We start from the raw sequence: 24,591 nt of genomic DNA, 5'->3' as shown, positions 1-24,591 counted from the left end.
GACAATGAGCAAACCTATCGTTGCCATCGTAGGACGCCCGAATGTGGGCAAGTCTACCCTGTTCAATCAGATTGGCAAGAAACGCGTTTCCATCGTTGACGATATGCCCGGCGTTACCCGGGACAGAATTTACTTGGATGCAGAATGGCTGAACCATGAGTTCACCATGATTGATACCGGCGGTATCGAATTCGATGAAAGCAACCATATCTTAAAATCCATGCGCAACCAGGCGGAAATCGCCATGGAAGAGGCTGACGTTATCCTCTTTTTGGTGGATGGCCGGGCTGGACTTACGACTTCGGATGAAGAAGTGGCCAAGATTCTGCGCAATACCAAGAAGCCGGTTATCTTAGGCGTCAATAAAATTGACAGCCCACAGCTCGAAATGAACATCTATGAGTTCTACAATCTGGGCTTGGGTGACCCGATTCCTCTTTCGGCTACCAATGTTATGAACCTGGGTGACCTTTTGGATGCCATTGTGGCGGCATTCCCCGAAGAAGTGCCCGAGGAAAAGGACGAGGACGAAATCAGCATTGCCGTAATCGGCCGTCCGAATGTTGGTAAATCTTCTCTCGTCAATCAGCTGCTCGGCGAAGAACGTGTTATCGTCAGCGATGTGGCCGGCACCACCCGTGATGCCATCGACACCCATTTCGTCAAGGACGATATGAAGTTTATGCTGATTGACACTGCCGGCATGCGCCGCCGTGGCAAGATTGACGAGCCGGTGGAGCGCTACAGTGTTATGCGTTCCCTGCGGGCTATTGACCGTGCCGATGTTGTCCTGATGGTTATCAACGCTTTTGAAGGTATCACCGAGCAGGACAAGAAGATTGCCGGTTATGCCCATGAGTCTGGCAAGGGGGTAGTCATTGTCGTCAACAAATGGGATATCTATCCCGAAAAGGATGACAAGTCAACCCTCCGCTTTACCGAAGATTTGCGTGAAGAAATCGGCTTCCTGCAGTATGCGCCGGTGCTCTATGCTTCGGCTTTGACCGGTCAGCGTGTCGGCCGTGTGACGGAACTGGTGAAGTATGTGGCTGAACAGCAGTCCATGCGCATCAAGACCAGCGTCCTCAACGAGCTCATCCGTGACGCGGTTTCCATCAACCCGCCGCCCATGCATCGCGGCCGCCGCTTGAAGATTCTCTTTATGACGCAGGCCGACATTAAGCCGCCTAAGTTTATCATCTTCGTCAACGATCCGGAACTCATGCATTTCTCCTACCTGCGGTTTATCGAAAACCGCCTGCGGGAAATGTACGGCTTTGAGGGTACGCCCCTGCGCCTGATTGTCCGCGCCCGTGATGAGGAGGATGATTATTGATGAGCTCGATGCTGTTAGCTGGTGTTCTTTCCTATATCTTAGGTTCCATTCCCAACGGTCTGTGGCTGGGCAAAGCCATCTGGCATACGGACCTGCGAGAGCATGGCAGTCATAATATTGGGGCCACCAATGCCTGGCGTACTTTGGGCAAGGCCGCAGGAACGTCCATCTTCCTGCTGGACTTTGCCAAGGGTGCACTGAGCGTTTACCTTGGCGCTCTGCTTGTAGGCACGCCTGTCTTTATGATTGTCTGCGGCATTCTGGCCATTGTGGGCCATTCCTGCTCCCTGTTTCTGAAGTTCAAGGGGGGCAAGGGGGTGGCCACGGGCCTTGGTGTCATGGTAATGCTGATGCCCCTGCCGGCCTTAATCGTGTTCCTCATCTGGCTGGCCATTGTAAAGGTGACGGGCTATGTTTCCTTGGGTTCCATTGTGGCGGCGGCCTGCGTACCCCTACTGGCCTGGCTCATGAACTATGAACTGCCCTTTATTCTCTTTGGCCTGCTGGCGGCAGCCTTTATCATTGTCCGCCATCACAGTAACATTGGCCGTCTGCTGAAGGGCACGGAAAGTAAAATTCAGGCGGCAAAGCGCTGACTCTGTGGACATTTGTAAAATTTAAGAGTGACAATGTATACAAAGTATGGTATACTATCTTTTGTCAGTAGAAAATCATCCATTGGAGGCGTAATACATGAACGAACAGAAAAGCGGATTTTTCCTCGTCCGTGAAGAAATTCTTCCGGAAGCTATCAAGAAAACCATCAAAGTAAAAGAAATGCTCAAGCGCGGCGATGCCCGCACCATCAATGAGGCTGTGGAGAAGATGGAACTCTCCCGCAGTGCCTACTACAAATACAAAGATTATGTGTTCCCCTTCTATGAAGCCAGCCAGAACAAGATTGTGACGCTGACTTTCCTTCTTGAGCACAAGAAGGGGGTTCTTTCCAGCGTGCTGAATACGATTTCCCAGGATTCGGGCAGCGTTATGACCATCAATCAGGGCATTCCTCTGCAGGGCGTGGCCAATGCCACCGTTTCCATTGAAACCATGAACCTCAGCGTAGACCTCGAAGCTTTGCTCGATAAGCTACGCATGGTGGATGGCGTGAAGCGTCTGGAAGTTCTTGGTCAGGCTTAATTGAATAGGAAAAAGGGGTGTACCGTATGCAGAAGGTTATTAAGATAGGCTTGTTGGGAGCCGGGACTGTCGGCTCCGGCGTTGTTAAAGTGCTGGAGATGAATCGGCAGCAGATTACCGAGCGCGTGGGAGCAGAACTTATGATTAAAAAAGTTCTCGTGCGCGATTGCAGTAAGGTGCGCCCCTTTTTGGCGAACTATCAGGTCACGGATAAGATTGAAGACATCTTAAATGATGACGAAATCGAAATCGTTGTCGAGCTGATGGGCGGGTTGAATCCGGCCAAGGATTATATGCTCCGGGCAATGGAAGCAGGCAAGAATGTCGTGACCGCCAATAAAGATGTCGTGGCCCAGTTCGGCAAGGAAATGTTTGCCAAAGCCGAAGAAAAGGATGTGGACTTCCTCTTTGAAGCCAGTGTTGGCGGCGGCATTCCCATTATCACGCCCTTGAAGCAGTGCCTGACGGCCAATCAGGTGACGGAAATCATGGGCATTGTGAACGGTACGACCAACTATATGCTCACGAAAATGACGGAATGTGGCAGCGATTACGAAAGTGTCCTTAAGGAAGCACAGGAAAAAGGCTATGCCGAAGCTAATCCATCTGCGGACGTAGATGGTCTTGATGCGGCCCGCAAGGCGGCAATTCTCGCATCGCTGGCCTTTAATACCCGCGTGGAACTTAAAGATGTGTCCGTGGAAGGCATTACGAAAATCACCCCGGACGATATCGAATATGCCAAGAACCTTGGCTATGTGATTAAGCTGCTTGCCGTGGGCAAGGAAACCCAGGAAAATGGTGTGGATGTACGGGTACATCCGGTATTCCTGCCCAAGGAACATCCGCTGGCTGCAGTTAACGGCGTGTTCAATGCCATCTTCGTCAAGGGCAATGCCATCGGTGATGCCATGTTCTATGGTCAGGGCGCCGGTTCCCTGCCGACGGCATCCGCAGTTGTCGCGGATGTGATTGAAGTTTCCCGCGATATCCTGCATGATAACTTTGGTCGGGTACGCTGCACCTGCTATGAAGAAAAGCCCATCTGCCCGCTGGAGAAGACAAAGTCTTCGTATTATGTGCGCTTGCTCGTGGACGATAAGCCGGGCGTATTGGGCTATGTGGCTACGGCCTTCGGCAATGCCGGTGTAAGTTTGGAATCCGTTATCCAGACCCACCGCAATATCGTGGACCATGCCGAAATCGTGGCGATTTCCCATCGCGTGGAGCATGCCCAGATTGAAGCTGCGCTGGCAGCCTTAAAGGCTTTGCCTGTGGTAGATGAAATTCGCAGTGTCATTCGTGTTGAGCAGGAACGGGGGTAAGTCAGTGGATAGTCGCAGCATCTGGGTAAGAGTCCCGGGAACAAGTGCCAACTGCGGGCCGGGATTTGATTCCATTGGGCTGGCTTGTACGGTCTACAATGACTTGCAGTTACAATTAACAGAAGCTCCTGGCTGCAGGATTACCATTAACGGTGCCGGAGCAGGGAATATTCCCTGTGATGACCGCAATATCGTTTGGCAGTCGGTGCAGTACCTGCTCAAAAAAGCAGGCCTTGCAGATACCTATAAGGGCGCCATTATCCATATGGAAAATAACGTGCCTTTGTCCCGCGGTCTGGGCAGCAGTGCTACGGCCATTGTGGCAGGGCTGAAAGGCGCTAATGCCTTGATAAACAACCGCTTTACCCGCCGGGAACTGCTGCAGTTTGCCACGGACATTGAGGGTCATCCCGACAATGTGGCACCGGCTATCTATGGTGGTTTTACCATCAGCACCGTGACCCGCGGGGATGTGGAATGCTTTACATTGATTCCCAAGATGCGGTTAAAGCTCGTGGTGGCAGTACCGGATTTCCCTCTATCCACCAAAAAGGCGCGGGAAGTTCTGCCCAAGGAAGTGCCCATGAAGGATGCCATCAACAATATCGGCCGGGCCGGTATGCTGGTGGCGGCCCTCTGCAAGGGCAATGAGAAGTTCCTTCGCAATGTCTTTGAAGATGCCCTGCATCAGCCCTATCGGGCCAAACTGATTCCCGGCATGTACGATGTGTTCAGCGCCGCGAAAAAAGCCGGTGCCTTAGGCGCCAGCCTCAGCGGTGCCGGTCCCTGCCTCATTGCCTATTGCCTCCAGCGTCGTCATGTGGAAGATGCGGTAGGACAGGCTATGCAGGAGGCTTTTGCCCGTCATGGGGTAAAGGCGAATATCCTGAGTCTGGAGCTCGATACCCGCGGAGCACATATTTTGAACGATAGATAATTGAAGTGAATTATGACTGAGAAAGATTTTGTGAATAAAATCCGCACAGCAGGCGCCCGCGTTTTTATCGTGGGCGGCTGGGTGCGGGATTTTTTGCGTCAGGTGCCTGCCCATGACAAGGATTATATGGCGGCGGGCATTGATGAGGAGACATTTCAACAGGTATTTCCGCATGCCCCGCGCGTGGGGAAGGCGTTCCCTGTGTATCTCGTGGATATTGATGGCTGCCATGCCGAGGTGGCCTTTGCTCGCAAGGAAGAAAAGCAGGGAGCAGGCTATCGCGGTTTTGCCGTCGAGTATGGCCGCAATGTGACACTGGAAGAAGATTTATACCGCCGGGATACCACCATCAACAGCATGGCGATGGAACTGCCCTCAGGCGAGATTTTTGACTTTTATGGGGGACGCGAGGATGTGAAGCAGGGCATAATCCGCCCGGTATCGCATCATTTTGCCGAAGACCCGGTGCGGGCGCTTAGAGCTGCCCGTCAGGCGGCGGAGTTTCATTTCACGCTGGCGGAGGAGACGAAGGAAGCTATGGCAGCCTGCCGGGAGGAACTGGCAGGGGAACCAGCGGAACGGCTTCTGCAGGAACTAAAGCGGGCCTTGCTGACGGAAAAGCCCTCGCTGTTTTTTCGTGCCTTGCAGGAAACAGGGCTGCTGGCTGTGACCTTCCCAGAACTGGCGGCGCTTATCGGCAAGACCCAGCCGGAAGCCTTTCATCCCGAAGGGGATGCCTTTGCCCATACGATGCTCGTGGTGGATATGGTGGCAGCGGAGACGGATTCCCTGCTGGCAAGGTTCTGTGGCCTGGTGCATGATTTAGGCAAGGGCGAGACGCCTGCAGAAATGCTGCCGCATCACTACGACCATGAAGTGCGGGGACAGGATGTACTGAAGCGCTGGAATGCGCGTATGACTCTGCCCAAGAAATGGCTGCAGGCGGGACTTTTCGTTATCAGCCAGCACATGCGGGCGGCCCGTCTCAATAAGGCAGGAAAAATTGCGGAACTTTTGCTGAAGGTGGCGGCTTCCCCTATGGAAATCGCGGACTTTCAGGCTGTCATCCGAGCGGACCATCACAGTCTGCCGCCCTATCTCGAAGAAGCACCTGCGATTATTGCCTGCATGCAGCAGGTAAATGGCAGTCAGGCGCCGAAATCTTTAAGAGGCGCTGCGATTGGCGATTGGGTTCGGAACCAACAGGTGAAAGCCTATCAAAATTATAAGTATCACAAACAAGGAGAAACGAAGTTATGACCTGGTGGCGTCAAAGGCGCACGTATTTAATGATTATTGGTCTGACCGTCTGCATTGTGGGCGGTGCCATGGGAGGCATCCTCTTTTATCAGATGCAAAACAAGGCAAAGACTGCAGCGATGGATGATGGTTACTATACGGTGACAAGCAAGCAAAATCCTGTGTCTTATTCCCCGGTGTTGGAGTGGGAGAAGGATGAGAACGCGGTGTTCTACGAGGTGGAATTTTTTTCCTCGGTGCCGTTCTTCCTCGATGAAAAATGTGAGTCCACGTCGGCCATTCATCGTTCCCGGCGGGTGTATCAGAACCGCTACAATCCGCCCCTAAAGGAGTTTGCCGCCGATTTGCTCGGCAAACGTCCCCTCTATTGGCGGGTGCGTTCCATGGATTTTGACGGCAATGCGCTGACGCCCTTTTCTCCGCCCCGAGAACTTTGGACAAGTCCGGATATCGCGCCGATGAATGCGCCCGTGCCGGTGACGGAATACAATGGGGAAAGGGGCAGAGCGCTCCTCTATCCGGTCTATCACTGGGTACAGCAGGCAGGCGCCAAGCGTTATGAAGTCGCGCTGTATCACGATAATCCGGCGGTCAATAAAAGTGCCCAGCCCTTTGCGACCTTATTTGCAGATATGTCGGAGCTTTACGATACTTCGCCGCGCCCGTTGCCCAATGGTTTCTTCTGGCGTGTTCTGTCCTTTGACCAGGACGGAAATGTCATGGGCACCTGGTCAGAACCACAGTATTACAGGGTATCGCCCTTGGACAACTGGGAAGTGGGCGTGCTCGGGGACAGCATCAGTCATGGCGGTGGTCATTTTTCCTTTGGCCCGGCAGATTTTGAATTCAGCTATCTGAGCTATCTGGATTTCCCAGCCATCAATCTTTCCCAGAGCGGCGATACGGCGCAGATGACCCGCGACCGCTTTGATGCGGATGTACTGCCTTTTAAGCCGCATTATCTGCTGATTATGACCGGCAGCAACAGTCTGCGGGCTGGGGAGGACCCACAGGTGGTCATCGACTGCCTCAAGGAAATCCAGCGCAAGTGTCTGGAAAACGGCATTGCGCCCATTCTGCTGACCCTGCCGATGATTAATCCTGACAGCATTGAGCATATTTTCCAAGAGGGCACGGCTCCCGATTATGCCAGCCGCTTCCTTACGGTGAATAATTTTATCCGTACGCAGGTTTATATCGATACGGCGGCCGCCTTTGTCTGCCCCGATAATAAACTGCCGGTAAAATATGCGCTGGATGGTCTGCATCCTGATGCCAACGGCAAGAGACTCATGGCTGAGCGTATCAATCTTGCCTGGCCCCAGGTAAAAGGTCTGGCGGACCGGATGCTGATGAATTATCAAAATGAATAGTTAGAGGAGATGTCATGATGAAATGGCTGCGTACCCACTGGAAAAAACTACTGCTCATAACGGCGGCAGTGATTGCTGTTGCCGCTGTTCTTGTGCTGGAAGTTTTTAGCCGGGGGGCCGCAGCCATTTTTAATCAGGCCATGATGGATCAGGACATGCTCAAAGGGGAAATCAGGGCGGAAAAAATTGTGGCGCATATTAACGGGCATGTGGAATTCAGCCAGCTTCAATGGCATGACCCCGAGGGCCGTCTGATCCTCTATGTGCCGGAAGGCTCCTTTGAGGTGCGCCCCTGGGATGTTATCACCGGCAATATCAAATCCACGACCATGCAGGAATTGACCATTCGGAATGCTGCCGTGGCGGTGCGTCTGTCCGATGACATGCGGGTAGACTTTGTGCGCAGTTCCCCGGATATGCAACAGGTCAAGGAAGAGGATACAGACTGGCGGGCAAAAGTCAGCCTGGCGGGCAAAAGCGAGGAAGAGCGCAAACAAATCGGTGAATACCGCCGCAAGAAACATGCCGAGCGCATGGCTAAGCAATGGCACAACTTCGAGCGGGAAGGAAAGAAAATCCGCATGAAGCTGAAATTCGAGGACTGCCGTCTTGAGGTATTCCATAAGCGGCGTCACTATCTTTTGTCCAAAGTGAATATGCTGGCGGATATCAACACCGATGACGATATGATTCTGGAACTTTCCACCGGTCATTTCGGCGGCACTATGGTGGGCAATGGGGTCAAACTCAAGGGCACGGTGGATTTTGACGGGGCAGAGCTGCCGCTGGCTGATTTTTACATCAGTTTCATGGATGTTGACCCCTCCTCGCTTGGAATGGGGATTAACATTCACGACAAGATGACACTGGACAGCCACCTGACCGGCCCGTTGCACGAGATCAGCGGGGAAGGCCATGTGCGCATGGAACATCTGCATATTCCCGCGCTCGATTTTGAAAATGTGCGGGGCCGGGTCGATTATGATGGGGAGAAGCTCTACTTTAACGATGTGGAGGCTTCGGTCTTTGGCGGCAAGCTGGTGGCTGATGGGGAATACGATTTGGATACCCGTTACTACAGCATTCATGGCATTGGCACGGACTTGCAGGCGCAAAAGGCTTTGCCGGGCAGCCATCTTTCCTGTAATGTGGACCTGGAGATGTTCCTATCATCTAAGGGGAGTGGCCGGGAAACTTCGTCCTATGGCCATTTTTCTTCGGGGGAAGGCCGGTTTAAGATAATCCCTTTCAAGAGTATGTCTGGTAAATTCCGTCAGGGTTATCGGGATTTGGAGTTTAATGACGTGGCCATTGAATTTGCCGGTCTCACCATGCGGACCGATTACCTCCAAGTGAAGGAGGGTAAGCTGACCTTTAACCCCATCAACATTACGGATAAAAACGGTGAATTGCTGGCAGTTTACGAGGGAAGGAAATGAAGGTGACGAAAGTGCAGAAGAAGCATGGCTTGAAAATATGCCTGTTGGCGATGGTCTGTTGGTGGGCTTTTGCCAGCGTGACCTGGGCTGCTATGGTGACAGTGACCGGTCAGGGCAGTTCGGAGCGGGGGGCGATTAAAGCCGCCCTGCGGCAGGCTATTGAGCAGCAGATTGGCGTCATGGTGGACAGCCGCAGTTATGTGCAGAACTACAAGCTCATTAATGACCGGGTCTATACCCAGGCCGATGGCTATATCAGAAGCTACAAGGTGTTGGAACATAATGTCGTCAACGGCATCCATTCCGCCAAGGTGCAGGTGGATGTGCAGGAGCAGAAACTGACGGCGGCTCTTGGCACATTGGCCCAGAAAAAAGCTGTTATCGGCATGAACATGCAGGACCCGCGTATCGGCGTGCTGGCCATGGACCGGCAGGGGCGGGCCTATCCTGCGGTGGAAAACAATGTAATCAACGGCTTGACAAGTCAAGGTTTCAGCCGGGTGGTGGACATGGGCCAGATAAGTACTGCTAAGCGGCGCCAGCTTTTGGCGGCGCAATACTCCCAGGACAGGAAGCTCTGGCAAAGCCTCAACATCCAGTCACCGGTGGATTACCTGGTGACTGCGCAGGTGGATTTAGCCGTCAACAGCATGGCCGATTACGTTCCTATGCCCGGTATGGCTAACTTAAAGAAAGCTGCGGCTTCCATCGCCGTGCGCATGGTAAATGCCAACACCGGTGAAGTCATCTACGCTGGCAATTTCCGTGGCAAGTCGGAACGGCGCAGCAATAATGCGGAAAATGAGGCCATCAATGCGGCATCGGCCGGTATTGCCAAGGCCATAGGGGAGGCAGCACTCAACAAGGCGGCCAATCCCAGCCAGCATATCACTTTGGTCATCACGCAGAACAAATGGGGCAACATTGCCGATATTACCAACTATCTGGAGAACATTCCCGGCGTCAACCACGCCTATGTGCGTGCCACTTCCTTCGGCAATACGACCGTGGACCTGGAGTTCAACGGAACTGCCCATGATTTGGCGGCGGCTTTAGAGGCTGCTGGCCAAAAGATTGTGGAAATGGGCTCAGAATACGTGAAAATCTGATATTTTTTCAAGGTGCCAAGGAAAAACACTTGACAGGCTATAGCAGCTTCGCTATAATAGCCTATGTCAAGGGGAAAACCTTGGCACCTATTTTTGAAGCAGGTGATAGCCGTGATGGAGCAGTTCTTATATTTGTCTACTTTGTTTGACCTGTATGGGGCGCTGTTGACGGAAAAGCAGCAAGAGTGCTTGCGCTTGCACCTCTTTGAAGATTTTTCTCTGTCGGAAATCGGCGAGGAGCTGGGCATATCCCGGCAGGCGGTTTACGACAATATCCATCGCAGTGAAAAGGCGATGGAATCCTACGAAAAAAAGCTGGGGCTGGCGGCTCGTTATCACGAGGAACGTCAGGAACTGGCAAAAATTTATGAGTCCATCAAGGATTTGCGGCAGGCGGGCAATGAAAGCGCCGTTGAGGCAATCCTTGACCGGCTGGAGCCCTTTATCGGGCGCAGTCAGGAGGTTAATTAATTGATATTTGAAAGCCTGTCTGACCGCTTGCAGGAGACCTTCAAAAAACTTCGCGGCCATGGCAAATTGACGGAGGATGATGTCAATGAAGCCATGCGGGAAGTGCGTATGGCGCTCCTGGAAGCAGACGTCAACTTCAAGGTTGTAAAGAATTTCATAAAAACCGTTAAGGAACGGGCCATTGGTCAGGATATTTTGGAAACCCTGACGCCGGCTCAGGTGGTTATTAAGATTGTTGATGAGGAACTCACGAACCTCATGGGCGGCACGCAGAGCCGTATCAACATCAGCCCGAATCCGCCGACCATCATTATGATGGCAGGTTTGCAGGGCGCAGGTAAAACCACTTCCGCTGGTAAGCTGGGCTTGTCCCTCAAGAAACAGGGCAAGCGTCCATTGCTCGTTGCCTGCGATATTTATCGTCCGGCGGCTATCAAGCAGCTGCAGGTTGTCGGCAAACAGCTCGACATTCCCGTGTTCTCCATGGAACCGGGAACCGATGCGGTAACGATTGCCAAATCTTCCATTGCTTATTCGCAGAGCCATGCTAATGATGTCATTATCATCGATACGGCCGGTCGTCTGCAGATAGACGAAGCCCTCATGCAGGAGCTTCGCGATATCAAGGCTGAGGTTAAGCCCCACGAAATCTTGCTCGTTGTCGATGCGATGACCGGTCAGGAATCGGTCAATGTGGCGCAGACCTTCAACGACAGTCTTGGACTTGACGGTGTCATTATGACCAAGCTCGACGGTGATGCCCGCGGTGGTGCGGCACTTTCCGTCAAAGCAGTCACGAATGTTCCCATAAAATTCATCGGTATGGGCGAGAAACTGGAACCTCTCCAGCCGTTCCACCCCGACCGTATGGCCTCCCGTATTTTGGGCATGGGCGATGTGCTTTCCCTCGTGGAAAAAGCCCAGCAGACCTTCGATATGGAGGAAGCCAAGAAGATGGAAAAGAAGCTGCGCAAGGATGAATTTACCTTGGATGACTTCTTATCCCAGATGCAGCAGGTCAAGAAACTTGGCTCGCTCGAAAACATCTTAGGCATGATTCCCGGTATGGGCGGGCTCAAAAAGCAGCTCGAAGGCCAGGATATTGACCTGGACGGCAAGGAAATGCGTCAGATTGAAGCTATTATCCGCTCCATGACGCCGCAGGAACGTGCCGACATTACCATCATCAACGGCAGCCGCCGCAAGCGCATCGCTATGGGCTCTGGCACGAGAGTGCAGGACGTCAACAAGCTTTTGAAGCAGTTCGGCGAAATGCGCAAGATGATGAAGAAGATGAAAAAAATGCAGAAGGGCAAAGGTTTCCCCGGTTTGGGAGCACTCGGAAATCTCGGTGGTTTCCCGAAAATGCCGTTTATGCGTTAAGTTTTAATCCTTATTTGCGAAAGGTGGTGAAATTTCATGGCAGTAAAGATTCGTTTGAACCGTATGGGTGCAAAGAAGAACCCGTTCTACCGTGTGGTAGTAGCTGATTCCCGCGCTCCGCGTGATGGTCGTTTCATCGAAATTCTCGGTAACTACGACCCCTCCAAGCAGCCGGCAGTCGTTAACCTCGACGAAGCAAAGGTTCTTGATTGGATGAACAAAGGTGCTCAGCCGACCGATACCGTTAAAAATCTGTTCAGCAAGCAGGGCATTATGGCCAAGTTCGCTGAATCCAAGAAAAAGTAATTGGAGAGAAGCGACATGGAAAAACTTGTTGCAGTAATCGCCAAATCCCTGGTGGAGCATCCAGAAGCTGTGGAGGTTTCTTCACGGCAGGAGGATGGGCAGACCGTGCTCAGCCTCCATGTGGCTGAAGATGACATGGGTAAGGTCATCGGACGCCAGGGGCGCATTGCCAAAGCTTTGCGCACCGTGGTCAAAGCCGCAGCCACTCGGGAAAATACGAAAGTCACGGTTGAGATTATTTAAATGAAAAGCGGCAGGATTACCTTTTCGGTGTCTTGCCGTTTTTTACTATGAGAAAAAGAAAAGAGGAACTGTCATGGATTCTATTTCACTGAAAGTGCCTGTTACGATTAAGGCAAAATTAACGGAAAAACTCAAGACCAAAATCTTGACGGATTTGGACGAAGCCATCAAGCGCACGGAGCTCGAACTCCAGCAGATGGATATTCAGCAGAAGCGCGTGTTGCAGGAAAATCAGCCGGCTAACCCGGAACAGCCCACGATGGAAGAAATTCAGCGCCTGCAGGCCATTCAGGCTCATTTCGGCGAAGAACGCAACAAGCGTCTCCAGTTCCGTGAAGAATCTCAGGCTCGCAAAGAAGAAATGGAAAAGATGGTTATCGGTGCCGAAATCGTGCAGGGCACGCTGGAACATCAGGTAGAAGTTCATGTGGGCGACGATATGCGCGAAATCATGAATGTGGAAGTGCTGGTAGAAGATGACAAAGTTATCGCCATTCGCAGCTAAGAAAAACAAGCGCGACAAGAATCGCGTGACCATCGGCAAGGTGGGCGCACCCCATGGCATTCATGGGGAAATGCGCATCATTCCGCTGACGGACTTTGTGGAACGCTTTGAGACCATGAAAGAAGTCATGGTTGGCAGCGAAATGCTCCATATCGAAAGTTGCAAGTATCATAAGCAGTACGTGCTGATGAAGTTCCAGGAATATCCGGTGCGGGAAGCTGCTATGAGTCTGACGGGTAAACTTTTGACCGTTGACCGCAGCGAGGCTGCTCCCTTGCAGGAAGGTGAATATTACACCTTTGACATCATCGGGCTGACGGTTTACGATATGGACGGCAAGGAGCTGGGCAAGGTCGAAAATGTCCTGCGCACCGGCAGCAATGACGTCTATCAGACCCGCCGCACGGATGGCGGGGAACTGTTGATTCCGGCGCTCAAGGCTGTAGTCAAGGAAATTGATGTGCCTGACGGCCGTATGGTGGTCGATATGCCTGAGGAGATTTCCGATGCGCATTGATATGGTGACCATTTTCCCGGAGATGTTTTCCGGCCCCTTTGGTGACAGCATTACCAAGCGGGCGGTGGATAATGGGATTCTGGATATCCACTTTACCAACTTCCGGGATTTTGCCGAGGATAAGCACCATCATGTGGACGACAGCCCCTTTGGCGGCGGCGCGGGCATGGTGCTAAAGCCTGAGCCAATGTACAAGGCGGTGCGGGATGTACTGGCTCGTACCGAGGAATATGCGGCCAACCGCCGGGTGTTGATTATGGACCCTTCGGGACCGACCTTTAATCAGGCAAAGGCCAAGGAACTGGCAGGTTATGACCAGCTGGTGTTTATCTGCGGCCATTACGAAGGCTTTGATGCCCGCATCTATAAGCTCGCGGATGAAGCGATTTCCATTGGCGATTTCGTGCTGACCGGCGGGGAACTGCCAGCTATGGTGATTACCGATGCGGTGTCGCGAATGCTGCCGGGGGTACTGGGGCATGAAGATTCTGCGCCTACGGATTCCTTTTATGAGGGCCTGTTGGAATTTCCGCAGTATACCCGTCCACGCGAATTTGAGGGCATGGAAGTGCCGGAGGTACTCCTAAATGGCGACCATGCCAAAATCCGTCAATGGCGGCGGGAGCAATCCCTGCTCGTGACGAAAAAATACCGTCCGGATTTGCTCGATAAAGCCCCGTTAACGGATAAAGACCGGCAATTTTTGGCGGAATATCAGGATTAAAATAAGAAGCGAAATTTTCTGTGATTTAGCGATTTGCTTAGCAGGAAAATTTCGCTTCTTTGTCGTATAAGAACAACATGTACCATGGGGAATTGAAGGTATATAGAAGAGGAGATGAGGAAATTGGGTGGATTGATGGATCGATTTAATGTTAAGCAGAAGATAATGGTATCCGTTTCGGTGCTTTTTATCGTAGTTATGCTGGTGTTGGGCATTGTGCTGGATCGAATCATCACCAGTACGCAGATGGCCAACTTTGAAGAAGAGGCTGATTTGCAGTCGGCGCAGGTGGATAATGCCATGCATCTGTTCCTGAACGGCTTGCGTGATGGTTTGGTCAATATGGCAAACGATCCCGTTCTGCGGGCAGGGGGAGAAATTACCCGCTATACGGACCCCGCAGTTATTGCAACGGCTGCATCTGATGGCAATATTGCGATGGACCCACAGGCAAAAGGTGGTTTTGAACTGGCTGCCTATCAGCTTTTCCAACGCTTTGGTGAAGCCAATAAGACCAGTGTTTCCGTTATCAGCTATGGAACCACGGATGGCGGCTACCTGCAGTATCCTGCAGTTAAACGCAAGAAAGGTTATGACTCCCGCAGCCGTGACTGGTTCAAGGAGAGTATGGCTGATGTAAGCAAGGTTCGCATCACCAAACCGTTCAAGACATCCAAAGGTACGCCGACTGTAGGTATTTTTGCTACGGTTAAAGGCCTGGATAATAAGCCTCTGGGCGTTTTGGGCCTGAATATTGACCTGCCGGTGGTTACGGATATGATTTCCGAAATCAAGATGGGCGAAACCGGTTATATCATGATGCTCGATGCCGATGGCGTAATTATCGCCGATCCCAAACATCCGGAAGCGGACTTCAAGAAATTGCCGGAGTCGGAGCTCGGTGATATTGCCAATCTCGATACCAGCAAGAGCCTCAAAGGCTTGCAGGAAATTACCATGGATGGCACGACTAAGATGGTCAATACCTACGTTTCTGAAAATACCGGGTATCGTTATCTGACCATTGTTGACCGTTCTCAGCTTATGGAAAGCGTCAATCACATTCGCATGATTTTGGGCGGCGTGCTGGTTGTAGCATTGGTTCTGATTTTCTTTGCCACCTATACCATTTCCAACATGATTGTTTCCCCGCTGCGCAGCTTGCAGGCTTCGGCTGAACGGCTTGCAGATGGCGATTTGCGCGATACGGATGTGGCAGTGGAATCCGATGATGAAATCGGCAACTTGTCCAAGTCCTTCCATACCATGACCCACGAACTTACTGGCCTCTTAAAGCAGATTAAGGGCAGTGCAGACGAAGTTTCCAATTCCTCTGGCCAGATGTCCAGCGGTGTTGAGCAGGTGGCTGAGACCATCACCCATGTAGCTGAGCAGGTAGGGGATATCGCCGAAGCCGCCAGCCATCAGAGCGATACCATCAACAATGTGGTGGGCAATATCCGGCAGATGGCTGACCATGTTAACGGCATTGCTGAAAAATCTGCCAACATCAGCAAGACCTCCGGCATGGCTGGTGTCGCAGCCAAAGAAGGTGTAGCGGCCATCGAAGCTGCTGTAGAACAGATGAAGGTTGCCCATAAGACCGTAGTGGAATCAGCAGCAAATGTAGACGAACTGGGCAAGAGTTCCGAACAGATTGGTGAAATCATCAACACCATCCAGAGCATTGCCGAGCAGACGAACTTGCTGGCTCTCAATGCGGCTATCGAAGCTGCCCGCGCCGGTGAACAGGGCCGCGGCTTCTCCGTTGTAGCCGATGAAGTTCGTAAGCTTGCCGAACAGTCCTCCGAAGCTGCTACGGAAATCGCCCAGATGATTTCCGGCGTACAGCAGGTGACTAAGCGTGCCGTAGAATCCATGAATGTGGGTACTGAGCAGGTGAGCACCAGTGGACGTACGGTAGTAGAAGCCGGTGAGAAATTCCGTCAGATTGCTTCTCATATCGAAGAAGTGGACAATCTGGTCAAGGATGCGGCTACCAGTGCTTCCAGAGTGGCAGAAGACAGTGTAAGCGTATTGCAGGATGCTGAGGATGTAGACGAAACCACCAAGCAGATTACCCAGAACATCGCTTCTATCTCGGCCGCTACAGAAGAACAATCGGCCTCCATGGAAGAACTCGCTGCTTCCAGCCATAGATTGGCAAATATGGCAGAAGAACTGCAAAAAGAAAGCGCTCGCTTCAAATTCTGAAACCTATCTGAAAGTTTTTCAAAAAAATGATAAAAATGATTTGACAACGGTGGATATATCTGCTAATATATTATTTGTCAGCAACAACGAGTTGCAAACGCCGATGTGGCGGAATTGGCAGACGCAGCAGACTCAAAATCTGCCGTTGGCAACAACGTATCGGTTCGACTCCGATCATCGGCACCACTTGTAATTCAAAGCCCCGTGAGGTTCTCACGGGGCTTTTTTGTTGTCCATTTTTTGAAATTTGACTACCACCAGAATTTAATCGGCAGTATCAAATTTATTTACTTGCCCCTGCATTTTTACAAGGGCAAGTAAATGTCAAATGTTTTCCTGTTTCTTATATGATCATGATGTTGCTATGCTTGACTGCCACTTAGCAGGTCATTTACGCCGCCAGCCAGCCGCTGACTTTTTGGTTCTGTTCCTCGTCGATGTGGGTATATATATCCATGGTGACTTGGATGCTGGAATGGCCCAGTTGCGCCTGTATATCTTTGAGGTCAAACATGTGGGTGCCCTTCATCCGGCTGGCCATGTCATGTCGCAGCATGTGGAACAAAGATTGGGACATAATTATGAAAAGTCATGGGGAACTGCTGGCCGAGCTGCTGAATATTCCCGCGGAAGTTTTTACGGAGCGCACGCTGCGGGTGATAAACGGCCCCGAGGATGTGGCCAGGCATTTAATGCCGAAACTAAAAGGAGAGAATCAGGAGCACTTTATGCTGCTGGCCTTGAACACCCATCACCGTCTGATTGGAACGTCTGTTGTATCGGTGGGTAGCCTGTCGGGAGCGGTGGTACATCCCCGGGAAGTGTTCCGTGATGCAATGGGCTATTCAGCGTCCGCGATTATCGTGGCTCATAACCACCCATCCGGCAGGCCCGCGCCCAGCAAAGAGGATATAAAGGTAACGCAGCATTTAATGCTCTGCGGGGACATTATGGAAATCCCAGTATTAGACCATGTGATACTGGGGGATAACCTCTTTTACAGCTACAAGGAGAATAAGGTCGGGCGGATAAAGTTATGAGGGGAAGCAAAAAATTTTATTTTCTCCTACACACTTTTCGCTTTCGGGGATATAAAGAACAGAAAGCAAGATAACAACACGCTAAGATGTGAGGAGGAATATAAAATGGACAAGAAATTCATGAATAAGCTGGACGATATGGAACTGGACATGGTAGCTGGTGGAGGTTTATGTGATACTCTCAAAGAAGCTATCAAACAAGTCTCTAACCCGGTTGTAAAGAGATTGAGAGAATTACTGCCGTTTTAGAGAACAGAAAGCAAAAACAACACTCAAGATTGTGAGGAGGAAAATAAAATGGATAAGCTGATGATGAACAAGCTGGAAGATATGGAACTGGACATGGTAGCTGGTGGGAAAGTGGAATTTCCTAAATTCCTTAGATTTCTTAAAAAGGATAAGCCCCCTAAAAAGCCCACGGTTAGCCCAAACAGACTTATCAAAATACCGTGAAAAGGCCTCTTGATTATACAACAACATAAGTCGTGGCAGAGGGCATATCATCAGACTGTAAGGAGGAAAATAAAATGGAAAAGCTCATGAATAAGATGGACAATATGGAAATGGACATGGTAGCTGGTGGGAGAGGAAGAGGTGGATTCGAAATCCGTCGCCCAAAAGATAATTCTAAATCTATGGCAGCAAATGTAGATGAAACACAAATGAAACTCCCTATCGGAAAACTCCCTATCGGTGGTGGTCATAAAATTAATGTGTAATGCAAATTCTATGGCAGCAAATGTATTTGAAACACAAAACGCAAGCGCTTGTGTTGGTAAATAATAGCGATATAGGCTAAGACATAGACAGAGGGCATATCATCAGATGTGCTCTCTTTTTTTGTGCGCAAGGAAATTTCCTCGAATCGGAGAAAGGATTGTCCTGCTAATCTGCCGAACCTGCACGAAAAGGAGTTGATTATACCGCATTGTGTGTGCTCGGTCTGTTGTTCTTCCTCGCCTGGGCTTCAGAAAATACTTCCCTTTTCCATACATAGTATCTTTTAGGTAACTATTGCCCCAGTTAAACAAATATGATATAGTATCCACAATAGCATATACGGCTGTGTAGGAGCCGTGCCGCTTCGGTGGCAGAAAATCGACGTGGAGAGCTGAAGTAGCTTTCTGCCCTTTTTAGGGAGCGTCGATTTTTTTATTGCTGAAATCAAAACGGCTTTGGCGTGGCCAAAGATATGGATACAGCACAGATGTGGTACGACAAAGCCAAAGCTACAGGTTATACCAACTGAGAAAGGATGGACTATCATGAAAAAGAATTACTGCCTTGACTGGCTGCTATTCCTTAGCGGACTTGCTTGCATAGCCACTGGCCTTTTGCTGGACTTCCATTTGATTCCTGGCGGTAGAGAGGCAAAAGGCCCCTTTGTTACGGTGCATACATATAGCGGCTATCTCATGGCCGTGGGGATACTTCTTCATCTTGTCTGGCATAAGAGCTGGATTTCTGCTGTTACAAAGAAGATTTGCGGAGAAAAACCCCCAGCCAGACCGTTTTGATGAGCAGCGTGTGCACTATGTCAAATAAGGAGGAACTTATCTATGGCCGTTACGATACCACCAAGATGAGTGTATGTGAAGTAAAAAGTCTTGTCTGGCGTTATTATGAATCCTATTGGAATAATCGCCGTATATGCTCCGCCATAGGAGGGATGCCTTCCAAGGTGAAACTTGAGAATTACTATGATTCTCTACAGGCAGTAGCATAGTACAAATTTCTTGTAAAAAAAGTGTCAACTAATATTGACAACTTCATGATGACTGGCAATAATCCCCCGTTTTTCTGCCACAAAAAAGAGCCTTCCCATATCGGAGAAAGCCCTTACGCAGCCTGTACGAAAAAATTTTTCTATTACCCTACACACTTTTTGCTTTCGGGGATATAAAGAACAGAAAGCAAAAACAACACTCAAGACTGTGAGGAGGAAAATAAAATGGAAAAGCTCATGAACAAAATGGACAATATGGAACTGGATAAGGTGACTGGAGGCAAGCGGTACGTTTATCCTGATAATCGTCGTCCGAATCGTCCGATTAAAGAGTATCATGTAGAACGCAAACAAGTCATAAGGTATAGATAAAAACTGGATACAAAGAGAAGCTACTGCACATGTCGAGTTTGTACAGTAGCTTTTTTGCGCCCCCTTGGATGGAGAAAGGCGATTATCTTGGTAAGGGCAGATACTCTTGATATTCCTCTATATACGGGGCTATTTCTTTAACTGCATCCTGACCGAAATCAATCAAATCGTCCAACCAGCTGCCACCAGACACATTGTCTAGTTCCATAATATCGAGTTCTTTCTTGTCCATCCTTTTTGACATCCCCTTTCTGTTGTGCTTAGTTGACTTTGTTTACCTTTGTCTATACTTACGATTGATAAGGTCAAGCATTACAAATTTTTTTTCTATTACCCTACACACTTTTTGCATTCGGGGATATAAAGAACAGAAAGCAAGATAACAACACCCTAAGATGTGGAGGAGGAAAATAAAATGGAAAAGCTCATGAACAAGATGGACAATATGGAAATGGATAAGGTATCTGGAGGAAAAATTTTTTCGGAATTATGAAAAACTTGGGGGACATGGGGGATGCTGCGCCCATCTGCTGCGGGAATGCAAGGGGCTGCATGAGATGTATCCCCAGTCCATCTTCTTCAGCTTTTTCCCGTGGCTTCTCACATCTATGCTTGAGGCCAAGAAGAAGCGCATGGCCAAGGGAAAGGGGGAAGCAGGAAAATACTATATGAGGCGGTTCCTGACAATCTTCAGCAACGCTGTCAAGATAGGGCAGGTTCAGCATCCTCCCATACAGCAGGAGGCGGAGACAAAAAGGGGACGCAAGGCCAGAGGAAAGGCGAATGCCTTCATAAAGCGCATGGAGCGGCTATATGAGGCAGTCTGCCTGTTCTTCTGTGACTTTAGTGTGCCGTTTGACAACAACCTGGCAGAGCGTGATTTGCGTCATGCAAAGGTCAAGCAGAAAGTAAGCGGCTGTTTCCGCACAGATGAAGGTGCCAAACTTTTCGCCAAGTTCAATTCCTATTTGAGCACGGCAAAGAAGAGAGGCTGTACTTCTCTGCGGGCATTGGAATTGCTGTTTCAGGGAACTCCTATGCTGGCCTTAGGAGGGGCGACTGAATAGTTACGAAAAGAATTATAATGTAGAGCATAGCCTTGGCAGGCCGTCGCGCAGCGACTTAGTTCTACTGGAAGTTATGATATGTGTGCTTGACACAAATACTCCTATATGGTAGTATAAAACTACGATATAGGAGTATTTAATTATGAAGACAAATGGTGGATTTCTTGTTACAAAAATAAAACAGCTGGGTGATCGTATATTTGAAAGGATACTGGCAGAAAAAAACATTGATGCATTTAACGGAGCTCAGGGAAGGATTCTTTATGTCTTATGGCAGGAAGATGGTGTTCCTATTAAAATTATTTCCGAGAAAAGCGGACTTGCAATTACTTCACTTACGACCATGCTTGAGCGGATGGAAAAAAACGGACTGATAAGCCGCAAAACGGATGAAGCTGATAAGAGAAAAACTCTTCTGTTCCTCACAGATAAAGCCAAAGAACTTAAAGAAGCTTATGACTCCGTATCCAATAAGATGGGGAATATTTATTATCGTGATTTTACGGATAAAGAGATTCTTCAGTTTGAAGAGTATCTTAACCGCATCAGGGTAAACCTTGAGGAATGGAGTGACAAATGAGTATCTGTATTAAAGATCAGATTCAGAACATGAATCTTGTTATAGGGTGCACTGTTGGATGTCCGTACTGCTATGCCAGAAACAATACGAGGCGTTATCACATCATAGATGATTTTGAAAAGCCACAGTTTTTTCAAGGAAAGCTTCGTATGATGGAAAAGAAAAAGCCGCAGAATTTTCTGCTGACCGGCATGAGCGATCTCTCGGGCTGGCATGAGGAATGGAGAGAGGAAGTCTTTAAAAAGATAGCAGAGAATCCTCAGCACCAGTTTCTTTTTCTTACCAAACGACCGGATCTTCTGTCTTTTGAAACAGATCTTGATAATGCATGGTTTGGCGTTACAGTTACGAGAAAGTCTGAGTTATGGCGTATTGATGCACTGCGGAGCAATGTGAAGGCAAAAAAATATCATGTTACCTTTGAGCCTTTGTTCGATGATCCGGGTAAGGTTGATCTTGCAGGCATTGACTGGATTGTGGTGGGAACCATGACAGGTGCAAAGAGCAGGACTGTTAAAACAGATCCCGGGTGGGCTTATTCATTGACAGAACAGGCTCATGAACTGAACATTCCTGTATTCTGGAAAGAAGATCTTGTTCCGATTATGGGAGAAGAAATGATACAGGAAATGCCGGATGCTTTTAACAAAGTGCTGGAGGAACAGAGGAAATGGAACAACCAGAAATCAAAGTAAATCATATAGAAACAAAAAGTGTAATGACAAAATCGAATACTCCTATTGGAGGATATTCGGTGAATCCCTATGTGGGGTGTCCCCATGCCTGTAAATACTGCTACGCATCTTTTATGAAACGCTTTACAGGGCATACGGAGGAATGGGGAACTTTCATGGATGTGAAAGACTGGCCTGGAATAAAGAATCCAAAGAAGTATGCCGGCCAGAAGGTGATCATTGGAACAGTTACGGATGGTTATAATCCGCTAGAGAAAACATATAAAAATACAAGAAGACTTCTGGAAGAACTAAAGGACAGTGGTGCGGACATACTTATCTGCACAAAGTCAGACCTTGTACTAAGAGATCTGGATCTGCTAAAAGAGATCAATGAAAATAGCAGACTTACAGTATCATGGTCAATCAATACTCTCGATGAAGAGTTTAAAGATGATATGGATGCGGCAGTAAGCATAGAAAGAAGGCTTGCTGCAATGAAAGAGGTATATGCGGCAGGCATTCGTACAATTTGCTTCATTTCACCCGTGTTCCCGGGGATTACGGATATAGAAGCAATCATAGACAGGACAAAAGATCAGTGTGACCTTGTATGGCTTGAGAATCTGAATCTTCGCGGAGGTTTTAAGGCAGATATCATGAAATACATTTCCGATAAACATCCGGATCTGGTGCCGCTGTATGACGAAATTTATAACAAAAAGAACCGCAGCTATTTTGAAGCGCTGGAAAAGAAAGCAGAAGAGCTGGCTAAAAAGTATGATTGCAGGTTTGTTGATAATGAAACTCCGTATGAGAGAGTAGAGAAAGGACATCCAACAATCGTAGATTACTTTTACCACGAAGAAGTAAGAGGAACTGCCAATAGTGGAAAGAGAAATGTAATACATAATCCTTGATGGAAGAATAAACCGGAAGTTAATCGCACAACTTCAAGTTTGTGCATATAGAAACACTTTTGTAAAAAGGGAGAATAATAAAACCATTTTGCCATTTACTAGGCAGAATGGTTTTTATTATCAATCCCAAGCATCGCTTCCTATTTTTCCTCGTCCTGGTTGTCATGACAGTAATGCAAATTCTATGGTAGCTACTCGTGGCCTTCCCCCGGTTGGACACGTAGATGAAACACAAATGAAACTCCCTATCGGTGGTGGTCATAAAATTACTATGGCAGCAAATGTATTTGAAACGCAAAACGCAAGCGCTTGTGTTGGTAAATAATAGCGACACAGGTATAGACACAGCCAGAGGGCATATCATCAGATGTGCTCTCTTTTTGTGTGCAAGGAAATTTCCTCGAATCGGAGAAAGGATTGTCCTGCTAATCTGCCGAACTAACACGAAAAGGAGTTGATTATCATGGGATTTACCGCATTGTGTGTGCTCGGTCTGTTGTTCTTCATCGCCTGGGCTACTGATGACTGGCAATAATACCCCCGTTTTTCTGCCACAAAAAAGAGCCTTCCCATATCGGAGAAAGCCCTTACGCAGCCTGTACGAAAAAAATTTTCTATCTCCCTACACACTTTCCCTACTTCGGGGATATAAAGAACAGAAAGCAAAAACAACACTCAAGATTGTGAGGAGGAAAATAAAATGGATAAGCTGATGATGAACAAGCTGGAAGATATGGAACTGGACAAGGTAGCTGGTGGGAAAGTGGAATTCCCTAAATTCCTTAGATTTCTTAAAAAGGATAAGCCCCCTAAAAAGCCCACGGTTAGCCCAAACAGACTTATCAAAATACCGTGAAAAGGCCTCTTGATTATACAACAACATAAGTCGTGGCAGAGGCATATCGACAGAATGTAAGGAGGAAAATAAAATGGAAAAGCTCATGAACAAGATGGAAGATATGGAAATGGACAAGGTAGCTGGGGGACGATGCAATCCCGGTGGAAGCAAGAAACGTCCCCGTCCTAGCTTCCATGACAGTAATGCAAATTCTATGGCAGCAAATGTATTTGAAACGCAAAACGCAAGCGCTTGTGTTGGTAAATAATAGCGATATAGGCTAAGACATAGCCAGAGGGCATATCATCAGATGTGCTCTCTTTTATTGTGGCTGCAGAAAGCATTCATAATTAAATATAAATCAAAATCCCGCCAGCACATAATGACAGGATTCAGAGGGAATGAAAGCGAAGAAAAAGCGTTGTTTTTCGTGCCCTGTGTCGGATGCATCGAGGAATGCCAGTGGCATTCCGAGGGGGCAGGCCTGTCCACCCGAGCAGACGGACACAAACTGAATACGCATGAATGACGAGCAGGCTGCAACTAGCCCTTCTGGTCATATTGAGGCACAGCGGGCAGGAGGTACGGCGGCGCGAGTTATCCTGCTCCTATCTCGCTGGCCACCGTAGTCGTCCCGACCGCAGGGAGGGCTGCCAAGCCCCTTGTCCCCCTATCTTTGCAGCACCTTGCAGCGCCTATTGCAGGCGGCCTGAGGATTTTATCTCTTGAGATATACGGTTTTCAAGGAGCCGTTAGTATTTTCTATGTGGGAAGTTTGAGTTATTATTATAGGGGGGAAAAAGTCTGATATAATTGGGTCACGAAATTTGGAATAGTCCTTCTTTTTTGTATAGCCTACTTTGTATTTTTCAAAAAAGACCTTCTCCTTTACCAGTCCGCCGGGGTCCAATTCCCCATGGAGGGTAAAGTGAGAAGGTCTTTGGCCGTGAAGATAACATCTGATCCCGAACGGCTGCTAGTTGTGTAGAATAACTTCCTTAAGCGGCCTCTGACCGCTTATTCGCCATGCCGTTTTTACGATGAGTCGATGTTTCTCATGACTTTTTACCCTGAATCCTGCATGGTGTCTAT

Annotated in this window: 31 protein-coding genes, 1 tRNA gene and 1 pseudogene; 31 read left to right on the top strand and 2 right to left on the bottom strand. The window is 49.1% G+C overall.

Features of this window, described 5'->3' with window-relative positions; all coding sequences use genetic code 11:
• Nucleotides 1-4 precede the first annotated feature (4 nt).
• The 18 genes from der to P157_RS0110405 all read left to right on the top strand — a co-directional run bounded on the left by der (nt 5) and on the right by P157_RS0110405 (nt 16,468).
• On the top strand, nt 5-1,336 hold the full coding sequence (gene der / locus P157_RS0110490) for a ribosome biogenesis GTPase Der (RefSeq protein WP_026760940.1): 1,332 nt from the start codon (nt 5-7) through the stop codon (nt 1,334-1,336).
• On the top strand, nt 1,336-1,932 hold the full coding sequence (gene plsY, locus P157_RS0110485; RefSeq protein WP_026760939.1) for a glycerol-3-phosphate 1-O-acyltransferase PlsY: 597 nt from the start codon (nt 1,336-1,338) through the stop codon (nt 1,930-1,932). The genes der and plsY overlap by 1 nt, the downstream gene beginning before the upstream one ends.
• A 97-nt stretch (nt 1,933-2,029) precedes the next feature.
• A complete protein-coding gene (locus P157_RS0110480; protein ID WP_014424166.1) occupies nt 2,030-2,476 on the top strand; it encodes an ACT domain-containing protein in 447 nt (148 codons plus the stop codon).
• A gap of 26 nt (nt 2,477-2,502) precedes the next feature.
• Complete coding sequence (locus P157_RS0110475) at nt 2,503-3,801, top strand: homoserine dehydrogenase (RefSeq protein WP_026760938.1); 1,299 nt, start codon at nt 2,503-2,505, stop codon at nt 3,799-3,801.
• A 4-nt stretch (nt 3,802-3,805) separates the two neighbouring features.
• Entirely contained in the window at nt 3,806-4,738 is a 933-nt protein-coding gene (gene thrB, locus P157_RS0110470) for a homoserine kinase (protein ID WP_026760937.1), read from the top strand.
• A gap of 12 nt (nt 4,739-4,750) precedes the next feature.
• Complete coding sequence (locus P157_RS0110465) at nt 4,751-5,998, top strand: HD domain-containing protein (protein ID WP_026760936.1); 1,248 nt, start codon at nt 4,751-4,753, stop codon at nt 5,996-5,998.
• Nucleotides 5,995-7,371 (top strand): SGNH/GDSL hydrolase family protein, encoded by a 1,377-nt coding sequence (locus P157_RS0110460; RefSeq protein WP_026760935.1) that lies wholly within the window; start codon nt 5,995-5,997, stop codon nt 7,369-7,371. Before P157_RS0110465 ends, P157_RS0110460 begins: the two co-directional genes overlap by 4 nt.
• A gap of 14 nt (nt 7,372-7,385) precedes the next feature.
• Nucleotides 7,386-8,810 (top strand): hypothetical protein, encoded by a 1,425-nt coding sequence (locus tag P157_RS0110455; protein WP_026760934.1) that lies wholly within the window; start codon nt 7,386-7,388, stop codon nt 8,808-8,810.
• Nucleotides 8,807-9,919, top strand: coding sequence for a hypothetical protein (locus P157_RS0110450; RefSeq protein WP_026760933.1), 1,113 nt, complete (start codon nt 8,807-8,809; stop codon nt 9,917-9,919). Before P157_RS0110455 ends, P157_RS0110450 begins: the two co-directional genes overlap by 4 nt.
• A gap of 114 nt (nt 9,920-10,033) precedes the next feature.
• The gene (ylxM, locus tag P157_RS0110445; RefSeq protein ID WP_143035105.1) at nt 10,034-10,390 is read left to right on the top strand and encodes a YlxM family DNA-binding protein; all 357 of its coding nucleotides are present in this window, start codon (nt 10,034-10,036) and stop codon (nt 10,388-10,390) included.
• Nucleotides 10,391-11,773, top strand: a complete 1,383-nt coding sequence (gene ffh / locus P157_RS0110440; protein WP_026760931.1) for a signal recognition particle protein — start codon at nt 10,391-10,393, stop codon at nt 11,771-11,773.
• A gap of 36 nt (nt 11,774-11,809) precedes the next feature.
• On the top strand, nt 11,810-12,079 hold the full coding sequence (rpsP, locus tag P157_RS0110435; protein ID WP_026760930.1) for a 30S ribosomal protein S16: 270 nt from the start codon (nt 11,810-11,812) through the stop codon (nt 12,077-12,079).
• A gap of 15 nt (nt 12,080-12,094) precedes the next feature.
• Entirely contained in the window at nt 12,095-12,322 is a 228-nt protein-coding gene (locus P157_RS0110430) for a KH domain-containing protein (RefSeq protein ID WP_026760929.1), read from the top strand.
• Between the two features lie 73 nt (nt 12,323-12,395).
• Complete coding sequence (locus P157_RS0110425) at nt 12,396-12,827, top strand: YlqD family protein (protein WP_026760928.1); 432 nt, start codon at nt 12,396-12,398, stop codon at nt 12,825-12,827.
• Nucleotides 12,799-13,344, top strand: coding sequence for a ribosome maturation factor RimM (gene rimM / locus P157_RS0110420; RefSeq protein WP_026760927.1), 546 nt, complete (start codon nt 12,799-12,801; stop codon nt 13,342-13,344). Before P157_RS0110425 ends, rimM begins: the two co-directional genes overlap by 29 nt.
• Nucleotides 13,334-14,068, top strand: coding sequence for a tRNA (guanosine(37)-N1)-methyltransferase TrmD (gene trmD, locus P157_RS0110415; protein ID WP_026760926.1), 735 nt, complete (start codon nt 13,334-13,336; stop codon nt 14,066-14,068). Before rimM ends, trmD begins: the two co-directional genes overlap by 11 nt.
• Before the next feature lie 123 nt (nt 14,069-14,191).
• On the top strand, nt 14,192-16,282 hold the full coding sequence (locus P157_RS0110410) for a methyl-accepting chemotaxis protein (protein ID WP_026760925.1): 2,091 nt from the start codon (nt 14,192-14,194) through the stop codon (nt 16,280-16,282).
• A 99-nt stretch (nt 16,283-16,381) separates the two neighbouring features.
• A tRNA-Leu gene (locus P157_RS0110405) sits at nt 16,382-16,468 on the top strand.
• Between the two features lie 205 nt (nt 16,469-16,673).
• On the opposite strand, the gene P157_RS15155 is transcribed toward P157_RS0110405, so the two are convergent.
• Nucleotides 16,674-16,838, bottom strand: a complete 165-nt coding sequence (locus P157_RS15155; protein ID WP_268988122.1) for a tyrosine-type recombinase/integrase — start codon at nt 16,836-16,838, stop codon at nt 16,674-16,676.
• 25 nt (nt 16,839-16,863) lie between these two features.
• Between P157_RS15155 and P157_RS14480 the strand changes: the two genes are divergently transcribed.
• The 7 genes from P157_RS14480 to P157_RS15565 all read left to right on the top strand — a co-directional run bounded on the left by P157_RS14480 (nt 16,864) and on the right by P157_RS15565 (nt 19,420).
• Entirely contained in the window at nt 16,864-17,322 is a 459-nt protein-coding gene (locus P157_RS14480; protein ID WP_072000154.1) for a JAB domain-containing protein, read from the top strand.
• A 105-nt stretch (nt 17,323-17,427) separates the two neighbouring features.
• Complete coding sequence (locus tag P157_RS15580) at nt 17,428-17,571, top strand: hypothetical protein (protein ID WP_155266747.1); 144 nt, start codon at nt 17,428-17,430, stop codon at nt 17,569-17,571.
• Nucleotides 17,572-17,619: 48 nt separating this feature from the next.
• On the top strand, nt 17,620-17,775 hold the full coding sequence (locus P157_RS15575; protein ID WP_155266746.1) for a hypothetical protein: 156 nt from the start codon (nt 17,620-17,622) through the stop codon (nt 17,773-17,775).
• A 74-nt stretch (nt 17,776-17,849) separates the two neighbouring features.
• The gene (locus P157_RS0110380) at nt 17,850-18,041 is read left to right on the top strand and encodes a hypothetical protein (RefSeq protein ID WP_026760924.1); all 192 of its coding nucleotides are present in this window, start codon (nt 17,850-17,852) and stop codon (nt 18,039-18,041) included.
• A gap of 546 nt (nt 18,042-18,587) precedes the next feature.
• Nucleotides 18,588-18,839 carry a DUF4405 domain-containing protein gene (locus P157_RS0110375; RefSeq protein ID WP_026760923.1) on the top strand — a complete coding sequence of 84 codons (252 nt, stop codon included), beginning with the start codon at nt 18,588-18,590 and terminating at the stop codon, nt 18,837-18,839.
• Between the two features lie 17 nt (nt 18,840-18,856).
• Nucleotides 18,857-19,048, top strand: a complete 192-nt coding sequence (locus P157_RS15570) for a transposase (protein ID WP_072305687.1) — start codon at nt 18,857-18,859, stop codon at nt 19,046-19,048.
• A gap of 225 nt (nt 19,049-19,273) precedes the next feature.
• Nucleotides 19,274-19,420: a hypothetical protein gene (locus P157_RS15565; RefSeq protein ID WP_155266745.1), complete on the top strand. Its 147-nt coding sequence runs from the start codon at nt 19,274-19,276 to the stop codon at nt 19,418-19,420.
• Nucleotides 19,421-19,502: 82 nt separating this feature from the next.
• On the opposite strand, the gene P157_RS15560 is transcribed toward P157_RS15565, so the two are convergent.
• On the bottom strand, nt 19,503-19,652 hold the full coding sequence (locus P157_RS15560; RefSeq protein ID WP_155266744.1) for a hypothetical protein: 150 nt from the start codon (nt 19,650-19,652) through the stop codon (nt 19,503-19,505).
• A gap of 325 nt (nt 19,653-19,977) precedes the next feature.
• Here P157_RS15560 and P157_RS15860 point away from each other — a divergent pair.
• The 6 genes and pseudogenes from P157_RS15860 to P157_RS15550 form a co-directional block, all read left to right on the top strand.
• Nucleotides 19,978-20,368, top strand: a pseudogene (locus P157_RS15860) (IS66 family transposase); the annotation flags it as partial.
• Between the two features lie 261 nt (nt 20,369-20,629).
• Nucleotides 20,630-21,067, top strand: coding sequence for a radical SAM mobile pair system MarR family transcriptional regulator (locus tag P157_RS0110350; protein WP_026760922.1), 438 nt, complete (start codon nt 20,630-20,632; stop codon nt 21,065-21,067).
• Nucleotides 21,064-21,762 carry a radical SAM mobile pair protein A gene (locus tag P157_RS0110345; RefSeq protein ID WP_026760921.1) on the top strand — a complete coding sequence of 233 codons (699 nt, stop codon included), beginning with the start codon at nt 21,064-21,066 and terminating at the stop codon, nt 21,760-21,762. The genes P157_RS0110350 and P157_RS0110345 overlap by 4 nt, the downstream gene beginning before the upstream one ends.
• Entirely contained in the window at nt 21,738-22,661 is a 924-nt protein-coding gene (locus P157_RS0110340) for a radical SAM mobile pair protein B (protein ID WP_026760920.1), read from the top strand. Before P157_RS0110345 ends, P157_RS0110340 begins: the two co-directional genes overlap by 25 nt.
• A 700-nt stretch (nt 22,662-23,361) precedes the next feature.
• Entirely contained in the window at nt 23,362-23,517 is a 156-nt protein-coding gene (locus P157_RS15555; protein ID WP_155266743.1) for a hypothetical protein, read from the top strand.
• 73 nt (nt 23,518-23,590) lie between these two features.
• Nucleotides 23,591-23,767 carry a hypothetical protein gene (locus tag P157_RS15550; protein WP_155266742.1) on the top strand — a complete coding sequence of 59 codons (177 nt, stop codon included), beginning with the start codon at nt 23,591-23,593 and terminating at the stop codon, nt 23,765-23,767.
• The last annotated feature ends 824 nt before the right edge of the window (nt 23,768-24,591 follow it).

Origin of the sequence: Selenomonas ruminantium AC2024 (assembly GCF_000687995.1) — a bacterium.
In the GTDB taxonomy this organism is placed as follows: Bacteria; Bacillota; Negativicutes; order Selenomonadales; family Selenomonadaceae; genus Selenomonas_A; species Selenomonas_A ruminantium_B.
Note: the sequence above shows the minus strand (reverse complement) of the source record. Positions and strands in the feature narration are given on the sequence as shown.